The sequence below is a fragment of the Pseudomonas baetica genome (genome assembly GCF_002813455.1).
GTDB lineage: Bacteria > Pseudomonadota > Gammaproteobacteria > Pseudomonadales > Pseudomonadaceae > Aquipseudomonas > Aquipseudomonas baetica.
Genome location: NZ_PHHE01000001.1, coordinates 6,565,254 through 6,584,668, shown reverse-complemented (window position 1 = coordinate 6,584,668; position 19,415 = coordinate 6,565,254). Strand labels below are relative to the sequence as shown.

Sequence of the window (19,415 nt, the reverse complement as noted above, 5' to 3'; positions counted from 1 at the left end):
TACGAAAATGACGCCATGCTATGCTCTGAAAGAGAATATAAGGGGTTCCCAATGACCAGATCAGCCACTGGCAGCGTTGCGGCTGAAGTTCGCCAACTCGCCAAAGAACATGAGATTACCGCCGAGCGCGACAGCCTAAGCCGCATGGCCGCTACGATTACGCGCTTGGCCGGTGATGCCGTGGAACTGGATAGCATTGAGCAACTGCTCGTCAACCTCAAAAGAAAAGGTGTTCTGAGCAAGACAGAAATCATGGCTCTGCAAGGCCGCTATCTGCAGGAAAAAAGGCGTTGCGAAAAGCAGATCAGCGCATGACTTTCGACCCTTTCGGCGATTTTGACACTGAAGGCTATCTTCAAAACTCGCTCAAACTCAAAGACCCCATTGAAGTAAAGGAATCGGAGCACCTCGCCTTCGAAGCCAGCATCGACGACGCTCTTGCCTATCTCGCCAAGAAAAAGCCAATCGACTACAACGCCGTCCTCAAAACACACGAAATCCTTTTCTCCGGTTTTTACCCTTGGGCAGGGAAAGACAGAAATGAACTGGTCCCCCATTTGGCAGTTTTCAAGGGCACGAAGGATGACCCGCATCACACGATATTTGAGCGTCCCGAACTTATCAAAAGGTCCATCGAATATGCCCTTGAACTGGCGGCAAATCAAAAACGCTTCCGGACCCGTCCTGGCGAGGTGATGGGACAACTGGCATCTGCGCACCCTTTTCTCGATGGTAATGGCCGCACCATCCTGCTCGTTTACATGGAACTGTGCTTTCGGACCAAATTCGCTATCAACTGGTCAAAGACGAGCAAGGATGACTATTTGCGGGCACTCAGCGACGAAATCAGAGATCCTTTTCAAGGCCATCTGGATAGTTACCTGAAACCTTTCATCACCGATATCTTTAGCCGCGACGAATGGCCGGAAATGATTGGCGGCATAAAGGGGTTGGATGGACTGGATAAAGAAGGCATCACTTACGAGAGTCTGGACGATCCAGAGGTTCAGCAGCTTTATAAAACGTATCGTGCGATGCCTCTCGAATAGCCCATACTCCCGATAAATCTGCGCAGAATGTAAATTCCGACGTCAACGAACAAAAGCCTGCTTTTCAGGGCAGGCTTTTCGATTGGCGGCTTCGGCTTATTTTTGCTGAGCCGTGAGCGCCGCATAGCCATTCATCAAGTTGCGGTAGTTCGGGATGCGCTGCGACAGCAAGTTGCCCAAGCCTTCAATGTCGTTGCGCCAGTCGCGGTGCAGCTCACAGGCAACCGAGAACCAGTTCATCATCTGTGCGCCGGCCTGGGTCATGCGATTCCATGCGGCTTGTTGCACGGTGGTGTTGAAGGTGCCGGAAGCATCGGTCACCACGAACACATCAAAGCCTTCCGCCAGCGCCGACAGGGTCGGGAACGCTACGCAGACATCCGTCACCACACCGGCAATGATGATCTGCTTGCGACCGGTCGCCTTGATTGCATTGACGAAGTCTTCGTTGTCCCAGGCGTTGATCTGGCCTGGGCGAGCGATGTACGGCGCATCCGGGAACATCTCTTTCAACTCCGGCACCAGCGGGCCGTTCGGGCCTTGTTCGAAACTGGTGGTGAGGATGGTCGGCAGTTCGAAGAACTTGGCCAGATCGGCCAGCGCCAGCACATTGTTCTTGAACTCGTTCGGCGAGAAGTCCTGCACCAGAGAAATCAGACCGGTCTGGTGGTCGACCAGCAGAACCACGGCGTCGTCTTTGTTGAGGCGGTTGTAGGTTGGAGTGTTCATCTGTGCATCCCTTTATAGTTGTGGAAGTTCGTTTGCGTTCAAGATGGGCACAGATTACGGGTACTCCGGTGAGGGATAAATCGGCTGAAAAGCGTTTCACCGTCAACTGATACAGGACAATCCAGCGCTCATGAATGTTGATTCCGACCCCACCCCGAGCGTCCCTGCGATCCTCGTCATATCGTTGCCTGGCGTGACGGCTGAAACGGCAGGCGAAGCCATTCGGTTATGAGTTAATAACGCCTTCATTAAACGGTCGCTCAAACGTTGTACTAGCATAGGATCCAATGCTGCGATTTTTCGTCGTTCAAGGACACCGTCGACGACGCCGCAATAGCTTTATACCCAAGTAAATTCATGGATGACGTAGATGAATTCATATCTGTTCCCCCACATCGGCAAGGTTATCGCGAGCACCGGCAGCCGGCATTTCCCGCGCATGCTGCATGACCTGATCCTCACCCAACTGGCGGTCGACGCCACGCACATCCGGCAGGTGCGCCTCGAACCGGTCGGCCGCTCGGTCAATCGCAGTGAGCACGAGCCGATGCAAGACCCGGCACTGCTGGCCGAAACGGTGTATTCCGACCGCAGTGTCGCGACGGCCGACAATCTGCCGAACGCAGAATCATCGACTACTGCCGATGCCTCGCAACTGCACCTGACCCGGCGCAAGGACGGTTATCGCTATGTGATCTCGGTGTACCGCAACGGCCATTCGCAACGTTTTTCCGCACAGGAACGCAGCCTGTTGCAGGACATCTCCCCGGTGTTGTTGCCGATGGTGGAAAAGCACATCGATGCCCTCCAACCGGCCAGCCCTGGTGCAGAAAGCCCGGCCGAGCCTCGCGAAGGCACAGGGCTGGAAACCCTGCGAATGCGCTTTACCGAACGCTTGCAGCAATTGGGGCTGAGCCTGTCGAATCGCGAAACCGAAGTGTGCATCGGCCTGCTCGCCGGGCGCACGGCACCGGAACTGGCCGGGCATTTGCAGTTGAAGGTCAATACGGTGGAGAGCTATCTCAAGCGGGCGGCGATCAAGTTGGGGATCAGCGGGCGGCATTCGTTGATGCGCTGGATGTATTCGCCGCAGGAGGCTGCGACCTCGACGGCGGCCTGATATATCACCCCTGTAGGAGCTGCCGCAGGCTGCGATCTTTTGATCTTGTTTTTAAAAGCCAAAGTCAAAAGATCGCAGCCTTCGGCAGCTCCTACAGGGGATCGGTGAGCACCATCAGTCGCGAGCCAGGGCCTGGATCGGATCCAGCCGCGAAGCATTCCGTGCCGGCACGAATCCAAACACGATGCCGATCAATGTCGAGCAGACCACCGCAGTCAGTACAGAGGCCAGCGAGAACACCATCTCCCACTCTTTGATAAACACTGAAAACAGATGGCCGATGGCGTAGGACAGCGAAATCCCGATCGCCCCGCCCAACAGACAGACCATCACCGCCTCCACCAGAAACTGCTGACGAATATCTGACTGGCGCGCGCCAACCGCCATGCGAATGCCGATCTCGCGAGTACGCTCGGTGACCGAGACCAGCATGATGTTCATCACCCCGATACCGCCGACCACCAGCGAAATCACCGCAATCAACGACAACAACAACGCCAGCGAGCGACTGGTTTTCTGCACCGTCTGCAAGACGCTGTCGAGGTTGTTGGTGAAGAAGTCCTTGGTGCCATGGCGTTGTAACAGCAACTGGGTGACGTGATCTTCCACAACCTTGCTCGGCTGACCGTCCTTCATCCGCACACTGATACTGTCCAGATAGCGCTGGCCCAACACCCGCCCGGCAGCGGTCTCATACGGCACCCAGACGTTGAGGGTCTTGCCCGACGCGAAGAGGTTTTTGTTCTCCGCCGCCACGCCGATCACCGTACAAGGCAGATTGCCGATCAGGATGACCTGTCCCAGCGGATCAACGCCTGCGCCGAATAATCGCTGGCGGGTGTTGTGATCGATCACTACCACCTGGGCCTGGCGCCGTGCATCGCTTTCGCTGAACGCGATACCCTCGGCCATTTTGATCCCGCGCACCTGGAAATACTGGTGACTGACGCCGTTGACCTGAGCGTCCAGGTCGATATTGCGATAGCGCAGCAACAGACTGCGGCCGATCATCGGCGTAGCACTGTCGACGTAATACAGTTGATTCAGCGCCGTGACATCGGCGGGTGACAGGGTTTCGATCGTCGCGGCACGCTTGTCGCCAAAACTGCTGCCGGGGTAGATATCGATGGTGTTGCTGCCAATCGCCGCGATGTCCTTGAGCACGTAGTTCTTGGCGCCCTCGCCCACCGCCGAGATCGACACCACCGAAGTAATGCCGATGACGATGCCGAGCATGGTCAGCAAGGTGCGCATGCGATGCGATACCAGCGCGACCCAGGCCATGCTGAACGCCTCTTTGAACAAGCCGAGGCTGGCCACCAACCGGCGTGAGGCGGTGGCTTTGGGCGTCACCGAGGCCTCATCGGGCAGTTGGGCCGTGTCACGCACGTTGCTGCGGTCGCTGAGGATTTCACCGTCGCTGACCTCGATGATGCGCTCGGCATTGGCCGCGACTTTCTGGTCGTGGGTCACCAGAATCACCGTGTGCCCAGCGGCGTGCAGCTCCAGCAGGATGTTCATCACTTCCTTGCCGCTGGCAGTGTCGAGCGCGCCGGTCGGCTCGTCGGCGAGAATCACTTCACCGCCGTTCATCAAGGCCCGGGCGATACTGACCCGCTGCTGCTGACCGCCTGACAACTGGCTCGGCCGATGAGCCAGGTGCCCTTCCAGCCCCAGTCGAACCAATAGCTCACGCGCCCGGGCATGCCGTTGCGCCTGCGGAGTCCCCGAATAAATCGCCGGAATCTCGACGTTGTGCATCGCGCTCAGGTGCGGCAGCAAGTGATAACGCTGGAAGATGAAACCGAAGTAGTCGCGACGCAATTCAGCCAGCGCCTGATTGTCCAGGTCGCGGGTTTCCTGGCCGTTGATCCTGTAGCTGCCGGCGGTGGCGTAATCGAGGCAGCCGAGGATGTTCATCAAGGTCGATTTACCGGAGCCCGACGCGCCGATGATCGCAACCATTTCGCCGGCATTGATTGTCAGGTTGATGTTTTTCAGCGCCAGAAATTCACGGTCACCGGCGGTGAAACTACGGGTGATGCCGGTGAGCTGGAGCAGTGGTTGAGTCATGCTCATGCCCCCGCCACGTTGGCCACTGGATCACCAATCACGACGCGATCCCCCTCGGCCAGCCCCTCATTGATCTGCACCTTGACGTTGTTGTTGATCCCGGTCTGCACATTGCGCGACTGCGCGTGGCCCTTGGCGTCCAGCACCCGTACCGGAAAACTGCCATCGGCATTGCGCGGCCCGAGCGCCGCCACCGGCACGGTCAGCACCGACTTGGCGGTGTCGAGGATAATGCGCACCTGCGCGGTCATCGATATACGCAAACGATGGTCGGGGTTCGGCACCTCGAACAAGGCGTTGTAGAACACCGCGCTGCTTTGCTTCGGCGTACCGGCGGGCGGCGTTTCAAGAAAGTTCTGTGGCGCCGGGTCCGTGCCGCGCAGTTTCGCGTAGTAACGTTTGTCCTCGCCGAGAATGGTGAAATACACCTCCTGCCCCGGGGCGATGTGAATCACATCGGCCTCGGAGACCTGCGCCTTGACCGTCATGGTGTCCAGATCCGCCAGTTTCAGCAGGACCGGCGCCAGTTGGCTGGCGATGACCGTTTGCCCTTCCTGCGTCACCACGCCGACCACATCGCCATCGATCGGCGCAACAATCCGTGTGTACGCCAGATTGACCTTGGCCGTGTCGATCTGGATATGCGCACTTTTGATCTGCGCATCCAGCGACATCAGATTGGCCTGCTGCACCTGATAGTCAGACTCGGCGGTTTCAAAATCCTGGCGTGAGATCGACGCGTCGTCCTGCAAGTTCTTGTAGCGCTCGTAAATCGCTTTAGTCTGCCTCAGCTGGGCCTGGGTGGCGCGTTTCTGCGCTTGCAGGTTTTCCTCATCGACCTGGGCCTGACGCAGCGTGTTCTGCAACACCAGCGGATCAATTTCCGCCAGCCACTGCCCTTTCTTCACCTTGTCGCCAACCTTGACCTTGAGCGACTTCAATTGCCCAGACACCTGCGCACCGACGTCCACTTGTTTGATGCCTTCGAGCAATCCGGTGGCCAGCACCGCGTTTTCAATATCACTGCGTTCAACCGGAGCGGTCAGGTATTGCGGCGCCTCGGCCGGCGCCTGCACCGTGTAGAACGCCAATCCCGCTACCACCACCAACGCCAAACCCATACCGACTTTGCGCAACTTCGACTTTTCCATAAATGACCACAAGTCCGTTCAGGGGTGAGCCCGGCTTAACGCCGGGCTCCAATTGAAAACAACATTCACGACAACACTTGGCCGGCCGGCACTTTCAGGCCGTCATGCCACCACGCCGCGAGACTGAAGACATTGGGTGCCTTGAGAATCGTGAAGTGGTTGCCCGGCCCGTACCACACCGCCAGATCCGCAACCTGGCGTTGCCAGCCCTCGACCATTGCCGCTTGCTCGCGCTGATTGCCCCAGGCATCCAGCGTCGGGTCATCGACCAGCGCCAGCCGCACCGGCCCGGTGTAGGCCCGTTGCGGTTGATAGACCGTGCGCAGCGCGGTGGCGAAGGTGCGGACCGGGCCGTGCATGGCCTGCGCTGACGAACGCGCAGACAACACACCGGCGCGCACCATGCCCTCGTGCAACAGGCGCATTTGCGTGGTGTCGTCAGCCTCGGCGAACGCCAGCGGATCGATGCCCAACGACTTGCCACTGGACAGTTGCAGCGTCTCGATCAAGCGTTCCAGCGCGGCAGTCGTTGTGTACGGTTTACCCGCTGTGCCGTTGCCGCCTGGGGATTCGCTGTCGATCAGGGTCAACGACGCCACCTCACGCCCGGCCGCCTGCAACTGCGCGGCCATCGCATGTGCGACCCAACCGCCGAACGAATGGCCGATCAGGTGCATCGGGCCTTGCGGATACAACTGTTCAACGGCTTGCAGGTAACACGCCGCCGCCGCTTCCACCTGACTGTGCGGCACGCCGTGGCCATCGAGTCCGCGCGGTTGCAGACCGTAGATCGGCCATTCCGGGCCGAGCGCTTCGGTCAGGTGAATGAACCCGGTGACACTGTCGCCCGCCCCCGGCACACAGAAGATCGGCGCATGCCCGGTGTGTCCGCTCTGGATCGTCAATACTGGCTGATACGCCTGCGGTTGCGGGACCTGCGCCGCCGCCATGGCCTGACTCAAAGCCTGGCCGAGTGCCTGGATATCCGGGTTTTTCATCATGCTGCGGTGATCCCCCGGCACATCGATGCAGCGCAGCAAACCTGTACCGACCTTGTTCTCCCAGCCACGAGTCGGATTCGGTTGTGCCTGCCCCGGCATCAGTGCCTGAGCGCGGAACAAGTGCACCGGCTGGCTGGCCGGACTGACCCGATAATGCGCCAGCGCCAGACCATGAGCGGCCTCACGATCAAAGTAACTCCAGGCCTGCGCCGGCGTCAGTGCGGCCAGTTCCGGGTCGGGCAATTGCTGTTCGCAGCAGCGCTGGAACAGCTCGTCGAAGGCGATCAGTTCGACTTCAGCCTCAAGCTTCTCTACGTCGGCCAACTCTGGCAGCCCTTCTGCCCCCCGCATCTGCGAACGCGCGCGGCAGTGTTCAAGCAATTGACGCTTGTCGCGATGCTCACCGCTCCAGCGGGTTTTATCCTGGCTGGCCGGATGTGGCGCGTAGGTATCGAGCAGGCCGACAAACGCCACGGCCTCATCGAGACCGAGCAATTGCTGCGCGATTTCATACGCGAGCAAGCCGCCGAACGACCACCCGGCCAGACGATACGGCCCATGCGGCTGCACCGAGCGGATGATCCCGACCATCCGCGTGGCCATACATTCAAGGGTATGCAGTTGCGGCTGCCCCAACGGCACACCGGGCAAACCGTAAATCGGAAACTGCCCCTCGATGTGCATCCCCAATGCCGGGAAATACACGTCCCGACCGCTGAATTCATGGATCAGGAACAGCGCATTGCCGCCCTCGCCCGGTCGCACCACGACCAGTCCTTCCGGATGTTCGGGCAATGCGCTGCGCTGACTGAGCAGTGCCGCCAGCGACTCGACACTCGGACGCTGGAACAGCTCCGCCAGCGTCACCTGCTGCCCCGCACGTTGCAGCAGGTTGACCAGACGAATCGCCAGCAACGAATGGCCGCCCAATTCGAAAAAGTTGTCGTGGCGGCCGACCTGCTCGACCTTGAGCACCTCGCCCCACACCTGCGCGAGCAAGCTTTCGACCTCGCCTTGCGGAGCTTCGTAGTGTCGGCTGAGCACGGCGTCGATGCCCGGCGCCGGCAGCGCCTGACGGTCGATCTTGCCATTGGGACTCAAGGGCAATGCGTCAAGCACAACAAACGCGCCCGGCACCATGTACTCGGGTAATTGTTCGAGGATGAACGCGCGCAGCGTGTCGATCGCGGGCGCTGCACTGCCCTCGCGCACCGTGAAATACGCGACCAGACGCTCGTCGCGCATCAGCACGACCACCTCGCGCACATCCGGGTGCTGGATCAACCGCGCTTCGATTTCACCGAGTTCCAGACGCAAGCCATGCAGCTTGACCTGGAAGTCGTCGCGCCCGAGGAATTCGAGGTTGCCGTCGGCGCGGTAACGCACCAGATCGCCGGTGCGGTACAAGCGATCACCGGCCACGAACGGGCTGTCGATAAAGCGCTCGGCCTGCATCTGCGGCAGTCCCATGTAACCGCGCGCCACGCCGATGCCGCCAATGTGCAACTGGCCAATGACGCCCAACGGCACCGGGTGGTCATGCACATCGAGCACATACAGACGCGTGTTGCAGATGGCTTTGCCGATCGGCAATTGCGACGTTGGCACCGGCATGTGCGGTTCCAGTGTCCATGCCGTGCTGTCGACCGTGGCTTCGGTCGGGCCATATACGTTATGCAGGCGCACCCACGGCAGGTGCTGGCGCACGGCAGCGGCCAGCGCCGCCGTGAGTTCGCCGCCACCGCAGAAAATGTCGGTGAGGCTGGTGCATTCACTGACCTTCTGCAGTTCAACAAACTGCTGTAACAGCGCCGGCACAAACTTGACCACGGTAATCCGTTGCTGACGAATCAGTTGTGCCAGATACGCCGGTTCCCGATGGCCGCCCGGCCGTGCCAGCACCAGGCGCACACCGGCCGTCAGCGGCCAGAAGAACTCCCACACCGAGCCATCGAAACTGAACGGCGCTTTCTGCAACAACGCGCTCTCCGGAGTCGGCGGGCAGATCTGCGATCCCCAATGCATCAGATTGCACAAGCCACGATGTTCCAGCATCACGCCTTTTGGCGTACCGGTCGAACCTGAGGTGTAGATCATGTACGCCAGATTCGCAGGGTTCAGGCCAGGCACCTGCGGATTGCCCTCCGATTGCGCGTGCCAGCTGCATTGGTCAAAGTCGATCACAGCTACGTCGGTCCCGGCAAACAGCGATCGGGTGGCCGTGTGAACCAGCACTGCCACCGGCGCGCAGTCCTTGAGCATAAAGTCGAGGCGCTCTGCCGGATAAGCCGGATCCAGCGGTACGTAGGCACCACCGGCCTTGAGAATGCCAAGCAGCCCCACCACCAGATCGAGTCCGCGTTCGACGCACAGCGCCACCCGCGCATCCGGCCCCACGCCCTGCTCGCGCAGGTGATGCGCGAGGCGGTTGGCACGGGCATTCAGCTCGCGATAGGTCAGGCTGTGTTCGCCCGACTGCACGGCGATGGCGTCCGGCTGACGCTGCACCTGCGCTTCGAACAGGCTCTGGATCGGTTGCTCGACCGGGCAATCAACTGCCGTCGCGTTGAAATCGCCGAGCAAGCGCTGCTGTTCATCCGCCGCAAGCAGATTGACCTGCGCCAACACCGCTTGGTCATCGGTGACCAGCGCCGTCAGCAAGCGCTGCAAGTAACCGCTAAAACGCCGCACGGTCGACTCATCGAACAACGCCGTGGCATAGCGCAGTGCGCCACGGATGCCTTGCGGGTTTTCGCCGAGGCTCAGCGACAGGTCGAACTTCACAAAGTGATTTTCCCCGGCCAGACCTTCCAGCGTCAGACCGCCCAACGCCAGGGCGGGCGCGACGCTGCTGTCCCAACTCACCAGGGTCTGGAACAACGGGGTGTGGGAAAGGCTGCGCAGCGGTCGGGTGATTTCCACCACGTGTTCGAACGGCAGATCCTGATGCGCCTGTGCCGCCAACGTCTGCGCCTTGACCCGCGCCAGCAGCGCCGCAACGGTCAGATCGCCGGAGGTATCGATGCGCAGCGCAAGGGTGTTGACGAACATGCCGATCAACCCTTCGATTTCGGCGCGGGTACGGTTGGCCACCGGCGAGCCAATGACCACATCGGACTGCCCGGACAGGCGCGCGAGCAACATCGCCCACGCGCTCATGAGCACCATGTATGGCGTCACTGCGTGGCGCTGACACAACGCCTTGAGACCGGTGCTGGTCTGCGCGTCAAGCACGATCTCGACACTGCCGCCGTGGTGATCCTGTTGTGCCGGACGCGGGCGGTCGGTTGGCAGGCTCAACAATGCCGGGGCACCGGCCAGGGTCTGCTGCCAGTAATCGCTCTGGCGCTGCAACACCTCGCCGCTGAGCCAGCGCCGTTGCCATACCGCGTAGTCGGTGTATTGCAGGGCCAGCGGCGGCAGCGGGTCGTCCTCACCGTGACTGAACGCTTGATACAGCGCCATCAATTCACGGGTCAGCACACCCATCGACCAGCCGTCGGAGATGATGTGGTGCATCGTCAACAAGAGCACATGGTGCTCATCGGCCAGACGCACCACCCGACCGCGAATCAAAGGATCGTCCTGCAAATTGAACGGTCCGCGCGCTTCAGTTTCGACCAGCGTGCGCAAGGCCTCGTGGGTCTGCGGTTGTTGCCGCCAATCTTCCACAATCAGCGGCAGGCCAGTGTCGACCGGGGCAATCAGCACCTGCGCTTCATCGTTCAATTGCGCGAAACGACTGCGCAGGCTTTCGTGACGAGCGACGATCCGCGCCAATGCCCGTTGCAGGGCCACAGCGTCGAGTCGGCCGCGCAAATGCAGGCCCAAAGGAATGTTGTAGGCGGTGTTGCCGCCGTCCATCTGCGCGAGGAACCACAAGCGTTGCTGGGCGAACGACAATGGCAGCGCCTGATCGCGCGGCGCCGGCAGAATCTCCGGCAAGCGGCTGCGTTCGGCCTGACTCAACACCTCGGCGACTGCCGCCAGTTCCGGGTTGGCAAACAGATCGGCCAGTGCCAGCTCCACATCCAATTGCTGGCGCACCTGGGAGAGCATGCGCATGGCCAGCAATGAATGGCCGCCGAGTTCGAAGAAGTTGTCATGGCGCCCAACCTGTTCGACCTGCAACACCTCGGCCCAGACCTGCGCCAGACTTGCTTCCAGTGGATTGGCCGGTGCCTCGTAGACCCGACTGAGCAGCGCCTCCTGAGTCGGTGCCGGCAGCGCCTTGCGGTCAACCTTGCCGTTGTTGTTCAGCGGCAATACCTCGAGCTGCACCCACGCCGTCGGCAGCATGTATTCCGGCAGACGGGCATGCAATTGCGCGTGCAGTCCGGCGCTGTCCAACAGTCCCGCGTGCGCCGTGTAGTACGCCACCAGACGCGGGCTGTCCTGACCGTCACGGCGCGCCAGCACCACTGCTTCCTTGATGCCCGGGCAGTTCAGCAAACGGTTTTCGATTTCTCCCAGCTCGATGCGGAAACCACGGATTTTCACCTGATCGTCGTTGCGACCGATGCAATCGAGTTGCCCCGGCGCCAGCCAGCGCGCGAGGTCACCGGTGCGATAGAGCAACGCGCCCGGCGTCTCGCTGAATGGATCGCGGAGGAATTTCTCGGCGGTCAGATCCGGCCGGTTCAAGTAACCCAGCGCCACGCCCTGCCCGCCGATGTACAACTCGCCGGTGACGCCCATCGGCACCGGTTGCTGATACGCGTCGAGCACGTACACCTGCGTGTTGCCGATGGGGCCGCCAATAGGCACGCTTTCGGCGTCGTCTGCCACTTCCTGCACTTCGAACGTGGTGGCATAGGTGGTGGTTTCGGTCGGGCCGTAGCAATGCACGATGCGCAAAGCCGGAGCCTCGGCCAGTAGCCGGCGGAACGCCGCCGGATCACTACGTTCACCGCCACACAAGAGGATGCGCAAGCCCTTGAGCGCCTGCGGAATCAGTTGCACGTACTGGTTGAACAGCGCGGTGGTGACGAACAGGATTGTCGCGCCACTGGCACGCAGTTCGCGGCCGAAGGCATTCGAATCGAGCAAGGTTTGATGGTCGATGATCACCACACGACCGCCATTGAGCAACGGCCCCCAGATGTCCATGGTGCTGGCATCGAATGCCGGGTTCGAGGCGAAGACCACCCGATCCTGCGCATTGAAATCAGCGTAACCGTTGTTGATCACCAAGCGGCCGATGCCCCGGTGCGGCACCATCACCCCTTTCGGCGTGCCGGTGGAACCCGAGGTGTACATGATGTACGCCAGCGACTCGGACGACTGCAGCAGGTTTGGATTGTGCGTCGGCTGGCCGCTAAGGGTCAGCGTGTCGAGGTCGATACGCGGTGCGGCGTAGTCGATGACTTCGCCGCTGAGGGTCAACAGCGCCACCGCCTGACAGTCCTCGACCATGAACGCCTGGCGCTCGCTCGGTGCATTAATGTCCAGCGGCACATAGGCCGCCGCGCATTTGGCAATGGCCAGTTGCGCCACCAGCAACTCCAGCGAACGCGGCAGCAGGATCGCCACGTGATCGCCCGGCTGTACGCCCTCTTCGGCGATCAGGTGATGGGCCAGACGGTTGGCCTGAGCGTTCAGCTCAAAGTAGCTCAGCGAATGTGCGCCATGCACCGCCGCCACAGCCTTGGGATGCGCGGCGGCCTGATGTTGGAAAATCCCGTGCACGGTCAGCGTTTGCGGGTAGTCACGCGCGGTGGCGTTGAAGTCGCCGAGCAAGCGCTGACGCTCATCCGCCGCCAGCAACGGCACGCTATCCAGCACCACTTGATCACTGGCAATCATTGCTTCGAGCAGGCGTTCGAAGTAACCGATGTAACGCACAATCGTCGGCGCATCGAACAATGCCGTGGCGTAGTTCAGCGCGCCACGAATCACCCCGTTGACCTCACCCAGTGTCAGCGTCAGATCAAACTTGGCGACCTCGCCCGGCCCGGCAACGCCCTCCAGGGTCAAATCGCCCAACGCCAGTTGCGGGCCAACGCTGCTGTCCCAGTTCAGCGTGGTCTGGAACAGCGGGCTATGGGCCAGGCTGCGCACCGGCCGGGTGATTTCCACCACCTGCTCGAAAGGCAGATCCTGGTGCGCCTGCGCCTCAAGTGTCCGCGCCTTGACCTGTGCCAACAGCGCTTCGACGCTCGGTGCGCCCGAGGTGTCGATGCGCACGGCCAGCGTATTGACGAACATGCCGATCAGGCCTTCGACTTCAGCGCGGCTGCGGTTGGCCACCGGCGCGCCGATCACCACATCGGATTGCCCGGACAGGCGACTCATCAGCATCGCCCAGGCACTCATCAGGGTCATGAACAGGGTCGCGCCGTGACGCTGGCTCAGCGCTTTGAGGCCGGTACTCAGACGCTCGTCCAACCGCACTTCGACGTGGCTGCCGGCATAGTCCTGTTGTACCGGTCGCGGGCGATCGGTGGGCAGGGTCAACAAGGCCGGCGCGCCGTCGAGGGTCTGCTGCCAGTAGTCGCTTTGCCGCTGCAGCACGTCACCGCTGAGCCACTGACGTTGCCACACGGCGTAGTCGCCGTATTGCAGGGTCAGTGGCGGCAGCGGATCAGGCTGACCGTGGCTGAACGCTTGATACAACGCCATCAACTCAGCGGTCAGCACGCCCATCGACCAGCCATCGGCAACGATGTGATGCACGGTCAACAGCAGCACATGATGATCGTCGGCCAGACGTACCAGTTGTCCGCGAATCAATGGATCGTTCTGCAGATCAAAAGCAGTCGAGGTTTCCTGCGCTATCAATGTCTGCAAAGTCTGTTCGGCATGCAACTGTTGACGCAGGTCGTCAACGCGCAACAGCAAACCGCTATCGACCGGGGCAATCGATACGTGTGCGCTGTCGGCGAGGCTGATGAAACGGCTGCGCAGGGTTTCGTGACGGGCAACGATCCGTGCCAGCGCCGCTTGCAGGGCATCAACGTCGAGGTGGCCGCGCAGGCGCAAGCCGAGGGGAATGTTGTACGCCGAGTTGCCACCCGTCATCTGCGCCAGGAACCACAGGCGCTGTTGGGCGAAGGACATCGGCAACGCTTGATCACGCGGTGCCGGCACAATGTCCACAAGCGCACTGCGTGCAGCGTGGTTCAATACTTCAGCGACGGCGCTCAATTGTGCGTCGGCAAACAGATCACTCAATGCCAGTTCGACGCCGAGGCGCTGACGGATCAGCGAGACCATGCGCATCGCCAACAGGGAATGGCCGCCGAGTTCGAAGAAGTGATCGTGACGGCCGACCTGCCCGACCTGCAGCACTTCGGCCCAGATCTGCGCCAGAGCGATTTCCAGCTCGCCTTGCGGCGCGGCATATTCGCGGGCCGGCAGCGCGGTAAGGTCCGGCTTCGGCAAGGCTTTGCGGTCGACCTTGCCATTGGCCGTCAGTGGCAAGGCATCAAGCCGGACGAACGCTGCCGGGACCATGTAGTCCGGCAGTTGCGTCAGCAACTGGGCACGCAACTCGCCCACTGCCAAGGGTTCGACGGCATCTTGTTCGGTGAAATACGCCACCAGTCGCGGTTCACCGGGCTCGTCCTCGCGAGCCAGCAACACTGCTTCGTTGATACCGGGGAGCCGACTGAGCCGGGTCTCGATTTCACCCAATTCAATGCGCATGCCACGGATTTTCACCTGATCGTCGTTACGCCCCAGATAGTCGATGGCGCCGTCGTCACGCCAGCGTGCAAGATCGCCGGTGCGGTACATGCGCGCATTCGGCGCGCTGCTGAACGGGTCATGCAGGAAGCGTTCGGCGGTCAACTCGGCACGGTTCAGATAACCGCGAGCCACCCCCGCGCCGCCAACGTACAACTCACCCATGACGCCCATCGGCACCGGGCGCTGCTGCTCGTCGAGCACGTAGACAGAGGCGTTCGCCACCGGTTTGCCGATGTGCAACGCCGCGCCGACATCGACACGCCCCGAAGTGGCGACCACAGTGGCCTCGGTCGGACCGTAGTTGTTGATCACTGCGAACGACGGCTGGCGATTGAACTGGCGCAAACGGTCGCCGCCGATCAGCAGCGTGCGCAGCGTCGGGTGATCAAGATTCTGGCTGAAGGCGTATTCGGCAATCGGTGTCGGCAGGAAACTCACGTCCAGCGGTTGCCCGCGCCACCAGTCGAGCAGCGCGTCGATGTCTTCGCTGCCGTCGTGTACCGGCGCCAGATGCAGAGTCGCACCCACACACAACGCCGGCCAGACTTCCCAGGCCATGGCATCGAAGCCGAATCCGGCAAGGCTTGAGGTGTGCCCTTCGGCGCGCAGATCGAACGTTTCGCAGTGCCAGTCGACCAGATTCGACAACGTCTGATGCTCGACCATCACGCCTTTTGGCAAGCCGGTCGAACCCGAGGTGTAAATCACGTAGGCCAGATGCGCCGCGCTCAGCTCCGGCACCACGGGGTTTTGCTGCGCCTGCGCCGGCCATGCGCACAGGTCGAGATCGATTGTCGGCACGGCCAAGGCCGGCAGGCGCTCGCGCAGATCGCTGTGGGTCAGGATCGCGACCGGCTCGCAGTCATTCAGCAAATAGCTGATCCGCTCGGCAGGGTGCGCGGGATCGACCGGTACATAGCCGGCGCCAGCCTTGAGGATGGCGACCAACCCGACCAAGGTGTCCAGACCACGGCGGGCAACGATGGCCACGCGGTCATCAGGTTTAACACCCAGTTCGATCAGGTGATGCGCCAAGGCATTCGCCTGGCGATTGAGTTGCAAGTACGTCAGTGGCTGATCGGCAAATATCGCGGCCACTGACTGCGGACGTTCGGCGACCTGCGTTTCGAAACGCTGGGCAATCGTCAGCCCACTTGGGTAGTCAGCCTCGGTCGCATTGAAGCGCACCAGCAACTGTTCACGCTCTTGCGCCGGCACGACCGACAACCGGTCAAAACCCATGTGCGGCGTATGCTCCAGCGCATCGAGCAGTACGCTCAACGCACTGCGCATGTAGGCGCAAATGCGTTGCGCATCGATGCCGGTATCGGCCAATACCTTCAGGCTGAAATCTTCACCGAGATCGTCAACGCTAAGGGTCAGGCGATAGTTGGTGTGCTCCTCGGCCTTAAGTAATTGCATACCCTGCCACGCCGCTTGCACCTCGGCCGATACCGGGCCGGCCGGTGCACTGTGACGATAGTTGAGCAATGTGCTGAACAGCGGCGTGCCCGATGGCATCGCACTGCACTGTTGCACTTGCGCCAATTGCGCATGTTCGTGGGCCAGCAGCTGACTGAGGCGTTCATGAGTCGCCAGCGCCGCGCCTTTTACGCTGTGTGCATTCAGTTCGATGCACAGCGGCAGGGTATTGATGAATACCCCGAGCGCCCGCTCAGCCCCTTCACCACCGTGCAGTCTGCCGAGCAAAACCGTGCCGAACACCACGGCTTCGCGCCCTGACAACTGCGCCAACACTTGCGCCCACGCGAGGTGCATCAGACTTGCAGCGCTGACGCCCAGACGCCGTGCCTGCTGACGGATGCTATGGCTCAGAGTGCTTTCCAGGGTCAGTTGCGCCTGTTGCGCAGGTGCTTCTGGCGAAGAGCCTTTGTCCGCCAGATTCTGGCCATACGGTAACGTCGGTTCACTGATATCGCCGAGCATCTCGCGAAAGAACTTTTCGTGCTCTTGCTCACTCAGCCCGGAACGGGTGTGCGCCACGTAATTGCGGTACGGCACCGGATTGCTCAAACACTGCGGCTGATCAAGCAGAAACGCCTGCATCTCGTGTTGCAATACTTCCAGTGCGACGTGATCCATTACCAGATGATGGAACAGCAGCAAGGCCACCACGCGTTGATTGACCGCATCCCGAGCGTGCACCACACGCATCAGCGGTGCTTCGGTGACCGGCATGCGGTAGTTGTCGACGGTGAATCGTGCGCGCAACTGGCTCAGGACATCGCCCGAATCAGCGTCTAGCGCCAGCGCCTCGCAAGCAAGCGAAGCCTGACGCCAGACCACTTGCACCGGGTCTTCCAGCCCCTCCCAGAACAGCGCTGTCCGCAGAACGTCATGCCGTTCGATCACGCTTTGCAGGGCATCGACAAAGGCCTTTAACCGTTGCTCATCGGCAAAGGCAAACTGCGCCTGCAAGACATACGGATCGCCCTGAGCGGCCGACACGTGATGGAACAGAATGCCGGTCTGCAACGGCGCCAGCGGATAAATATCCTGAACGTTGAGGGCTCCGCCGGGAACACTGGCAACGACTCTGTCGATCGTCGCTTGATCCAGTGCCACCAACGGCAGCAGATCGGGCGTGATGCGCGTGCAGTTGCGCGGGATGAGGTTCGAAGCAACCACGGCTTCAGGCGCACCGCCCACTGCGGCAGCCAACGCGGCCAGCGTCGGTTGGCCAAACAACACACGAATATCTGCCGACAGACCGGCCCGGCGCATGCGTGCAACCAGATTGACCGCCATCAACGAATGCCCGCCCAGTTCAAAGAAGTGGTCGTGGCGCCCTACCCGCTCGACCTTCAACAACTCGGCCCAGAGACCGGCAATGACCGTTTCGACTTCACCGATCGGGGCTTCGTATTCGCGGCTCAACAGCGCTGTCTGGCCAGGCGCCGGCAAGGCCTTGCGATCCAGTTTGCCGTTGGGGCTCAACGGCAAACTGTCCAGGTGTACAAACACGGCGGGCACCATGTAGTCCGGCAGATGCTTGAGTAATTCGGCGCGTAACTGATCGACCTGCAGAGGTTCGCCGCTGTAGTACGCCACCAGGCGCTGATCGCCCGGCACGTCTTCGCGGGCCAGCACTGCCGCTTCGCGCACGCCGTTGATGTGCACCAGATGCGCCTGAATCTCACCCAGTTCGATACGCAAACCACGGATTTTGACCTGATCGTCGTTGCGCCCCAGGTACTCGATATTGCCGTCGACCCGATACCGCGCGACGTCGCCGGTGCGGTACAAGCGTGCGTGCGGTTGATCACTGAACGGATCGCTGAGGAAGCGTTCGGCGGTCAGCTGCGGCCGATTCAGATAACCCCGCGTCACTTGCATGCCGCCGAGATACATCTCGCCGACGACACCGAATGGCACCGGTTGCTGATAAGCATCAAGGATGTACACGCGAGTATTGCACAGTGGTTTGCCGATCGGTGGTGCGCCTTTCGGGATCGGTGAATGCGGCTCCAGCGTCCACACGGTGCTGTCCACCGTGGCTTCGGTCGGGCCGTACACGTTGTGCAGACGCACGCTTGGCAGACGTTCACGCACGCTGCGCACCAATGCGGCGGTCAACTCACCGCCACCACAAAACACATCGGTGAGGCTGCGGCACTGACTGACGTCTTCCTGTTCAAGGAACTGCTGCAACAGCGCCGGTACAAACTGAATGACATTGACCTGTTGCTCGCGAATGAGCTGCACCAGCGCCGCCGGATCGCGATGCCCGTCCGGGCTGGCGAGAACCAGACGCATGCCCGTGGTCAATGGCCAGAACAGCTCCCACACCGAGGCATCGAAACTGAACGGGGTTTTCTGCAACAGCGCCGCGCCGCTCGACAGCGGACACAGGCTGGCACTCCAATGCAAAAGATTGACCAGATTGCGGTGCTCGACCATTACGCCTTTCGGGGTGCCGGTGGAGCCTGAGGTGTAAATCACATACGCCAGATTCGCAGCGCTCAGGTCTGGCACCTGCGGATTGCTCTGCGGCAGGTTCTGCCAGGTGCAATGGTCGAAATCGATCAGCACCGCCGCGGACTCGCCGATCAGCGCACGCGTCGCTGCATGCACCAGCACGGCGACCGGCGCGCTGTCCTCAAGCATGTAGGCCAGACGCTCGGCGGGATAACCCGGGTCCAGCGGCACATAAGCGCCGCCGGCCTTGAGAATGGCCAGCAGACCGACCAACAGCTGTGGCCCGCGCTCGACGCAGATCGCCACTCGTGAATCCGGCCCCACGCCCGCCTGTTGCAGATGATGGGCCAGTCGATTGGCCTGCCGGTTCAACTCGGCAAAACTCAAAGACTGCCCTGCCGCTATCACAGCATCGGCCTCGGGCGTGCGCAAAACCTGCGCCTCGAAGCGGCCATGCACGGTCTGGTCGAGTTCGACAGCGATCTCGGTTGCGTTCAAATCAATCAGCAAATGCTGACGTTCTTCGTCCGCCAACAACTCGACCTGCGCCAGCACCGCTTGATCGTTGCCGACCATCGCTTGCAGCAAGCGCTGGAAATAACCGACATATCGCTGGATCGTCACCTCATCGAACAAGGCAATGGCGTATTCCAGCGAACCGCGA

The 19,415-nt window shown here is 61.1% G+C and carries 7 protein-coding genes (1 of these 7 only partly in view); 3 read left to right on the top strand and 4 right to left on the bottom strand.

The features are described 5' to 3' along the window. The first annotated feature begins 51 nt into the window (after positions 1–51). Both ATI02_RS30580 and ATI02_RS30575 read left to right on the top strand, forming a co-directional pair. Positions 52–315 carry a hypothetical protein gene (locus tag ATI02_RS30580; protein WP_100848246.1) on the top strand — a complete coding sequence of 88 codons (264 nt, stop codon included), beginning with the start codon at positions 52–54 and terminating at the stop codon, positions 313–315. After that, complete coding sequence (locus ATI02_RS30575) at positions 312–1,049, top strand: Fic family protein (protein WP_100848245.1); 738 nt, start codon at positions 312–314, stop codon at positions 1,047–1,049. The genes ATI02_RS30580 and ATI02_RS30575 overlap by 4 nt, the downstream gene beginning before the upstream one ends. A 96-nt stretch (positions 1,050–1,145) precedes the next feature. Here ATI02_RS30575 and ycaC read toward each other — a convergent pair whose 3' ends face one another. Then, complete coding sequence (gene ycaC, locus ATI02_RS30570) at positions 1,146–1,778, bottom strand: isochorismate family cysteine hydrolase YcaC (protein ID WP_095190127.1); 633 nt, start codon at positions 1,776–1,778, stop codon at positions 1,146–1,148. A gap of 370 nt (positions 1,779–2,148) precedes the next feature. Here ycaC and ATI02_RS30565 point away from each other — a divergent pair, with 370 nt between their 5' ends. After that, positions 2,149–2,898, top strand: coding sequence for a helix-turn-helix transcriptional regulator (locus ATI02_RS30565; RefSeq protein WP_095190128.1), 750 nt, complete (start codon positions 2,149–2,151; stop codon positions 2,896–2,898). Positions 2,899–3,012: 114 nt separating this feature from the next. On the opposite strand, the gene ATI02_RS30555 is transcribed toward ATI02_RS30565, so the two are convergent. The 3 genes from ATI02_RS30555 to ATI02_RS30545 all read right to left on the bottom strand — a co-directional run. After that, positions 3,013–4,971 carry a MacB family efflux pump subunit gene (locus ATI02_RS30555; RefSeq protein ID WP_100848244.1) on the bottom strand — a complete coding sequence of 653 codons (1,959 nt, stop codon included), beginning with the start codon at positions 4,969–4,971 and terminating at the stop codon, positions 3,013–3,015. Positions 4,972–4,973: 2 nt separating this feature from the next. After that, on the bottom strand, positions 4,974–6,122 hold the full coding sequence (gene macA, locus ATI02_RS30550; RefSeq protein WP_100848243.1) for a macrolide transporter subunit MacA: 1,149 nt from the start codon (positions 6,120–6,122) through the stop codon (positions 4,974–4,976). Between the two features lie 65 nt (positions 6,123–6,187). Beyond that, a protein-coding gene (locus ATI02_RS30545; protein WP_100848242.1) for a non-ribosomal peptide synthase/polyketide synthase crosses the window boundary here: on the bottom strand, positions 6,188–19,415 show its 3' portion. It continues 4,631 nt past the right edge of the window; 13,228 of the gene's 17,859 nt are visible here — the last part of the coding sequence; its start codon lies off the right edge, out of view — the gene reads right to left on this strand; the stop codon is at positions 6,188–6,190.

Bases quoted from the DNA above. Each gene is read 5' to 3' on its own strand.
- ATI02_RS30555 (WP_100848244.1), bottom strand. From the start codon at position 4,971: ATGACTCAACCACTGCTCCAGCTCACCGGCATCACCCGTAGTTTCACC.
- ATI02_RS30580 (WP_100848246.1), top strand. From the start codon at position 52: ATGACCAGATCAGCCACTGGCAGCGTTGCGGCTGAAGTTCGCCAACTC.
- ycaC (WP_095190127.1), bottom strand. From the start codon at position 1,778: ATGAACACTCCAACCTACAACCGCCTCAACAAAGACGACGCCGTGGTT.
- macA (WP_100848243.1), bottom strand. From the start codon at position 6,122: ATGGAAAAGTCGAAGTTGCGCAAAGTCGGTATGGGTTTGGCGTTGGTG.
- ATI02_RS30565 (WP_095190128.1), top strand. From the start codon at position 2,149: ATGAATTCATATCTGTTCCCCCACATCGGCAAGGTTATCGCGAGCACC.
- ATI02_RS30575 (WP_100848245.1), top strand. From the start codon at position 312: ATGACTTTCGACCCTTTCGGCGATTTTGACACTGAAGGCTATCTTCAA.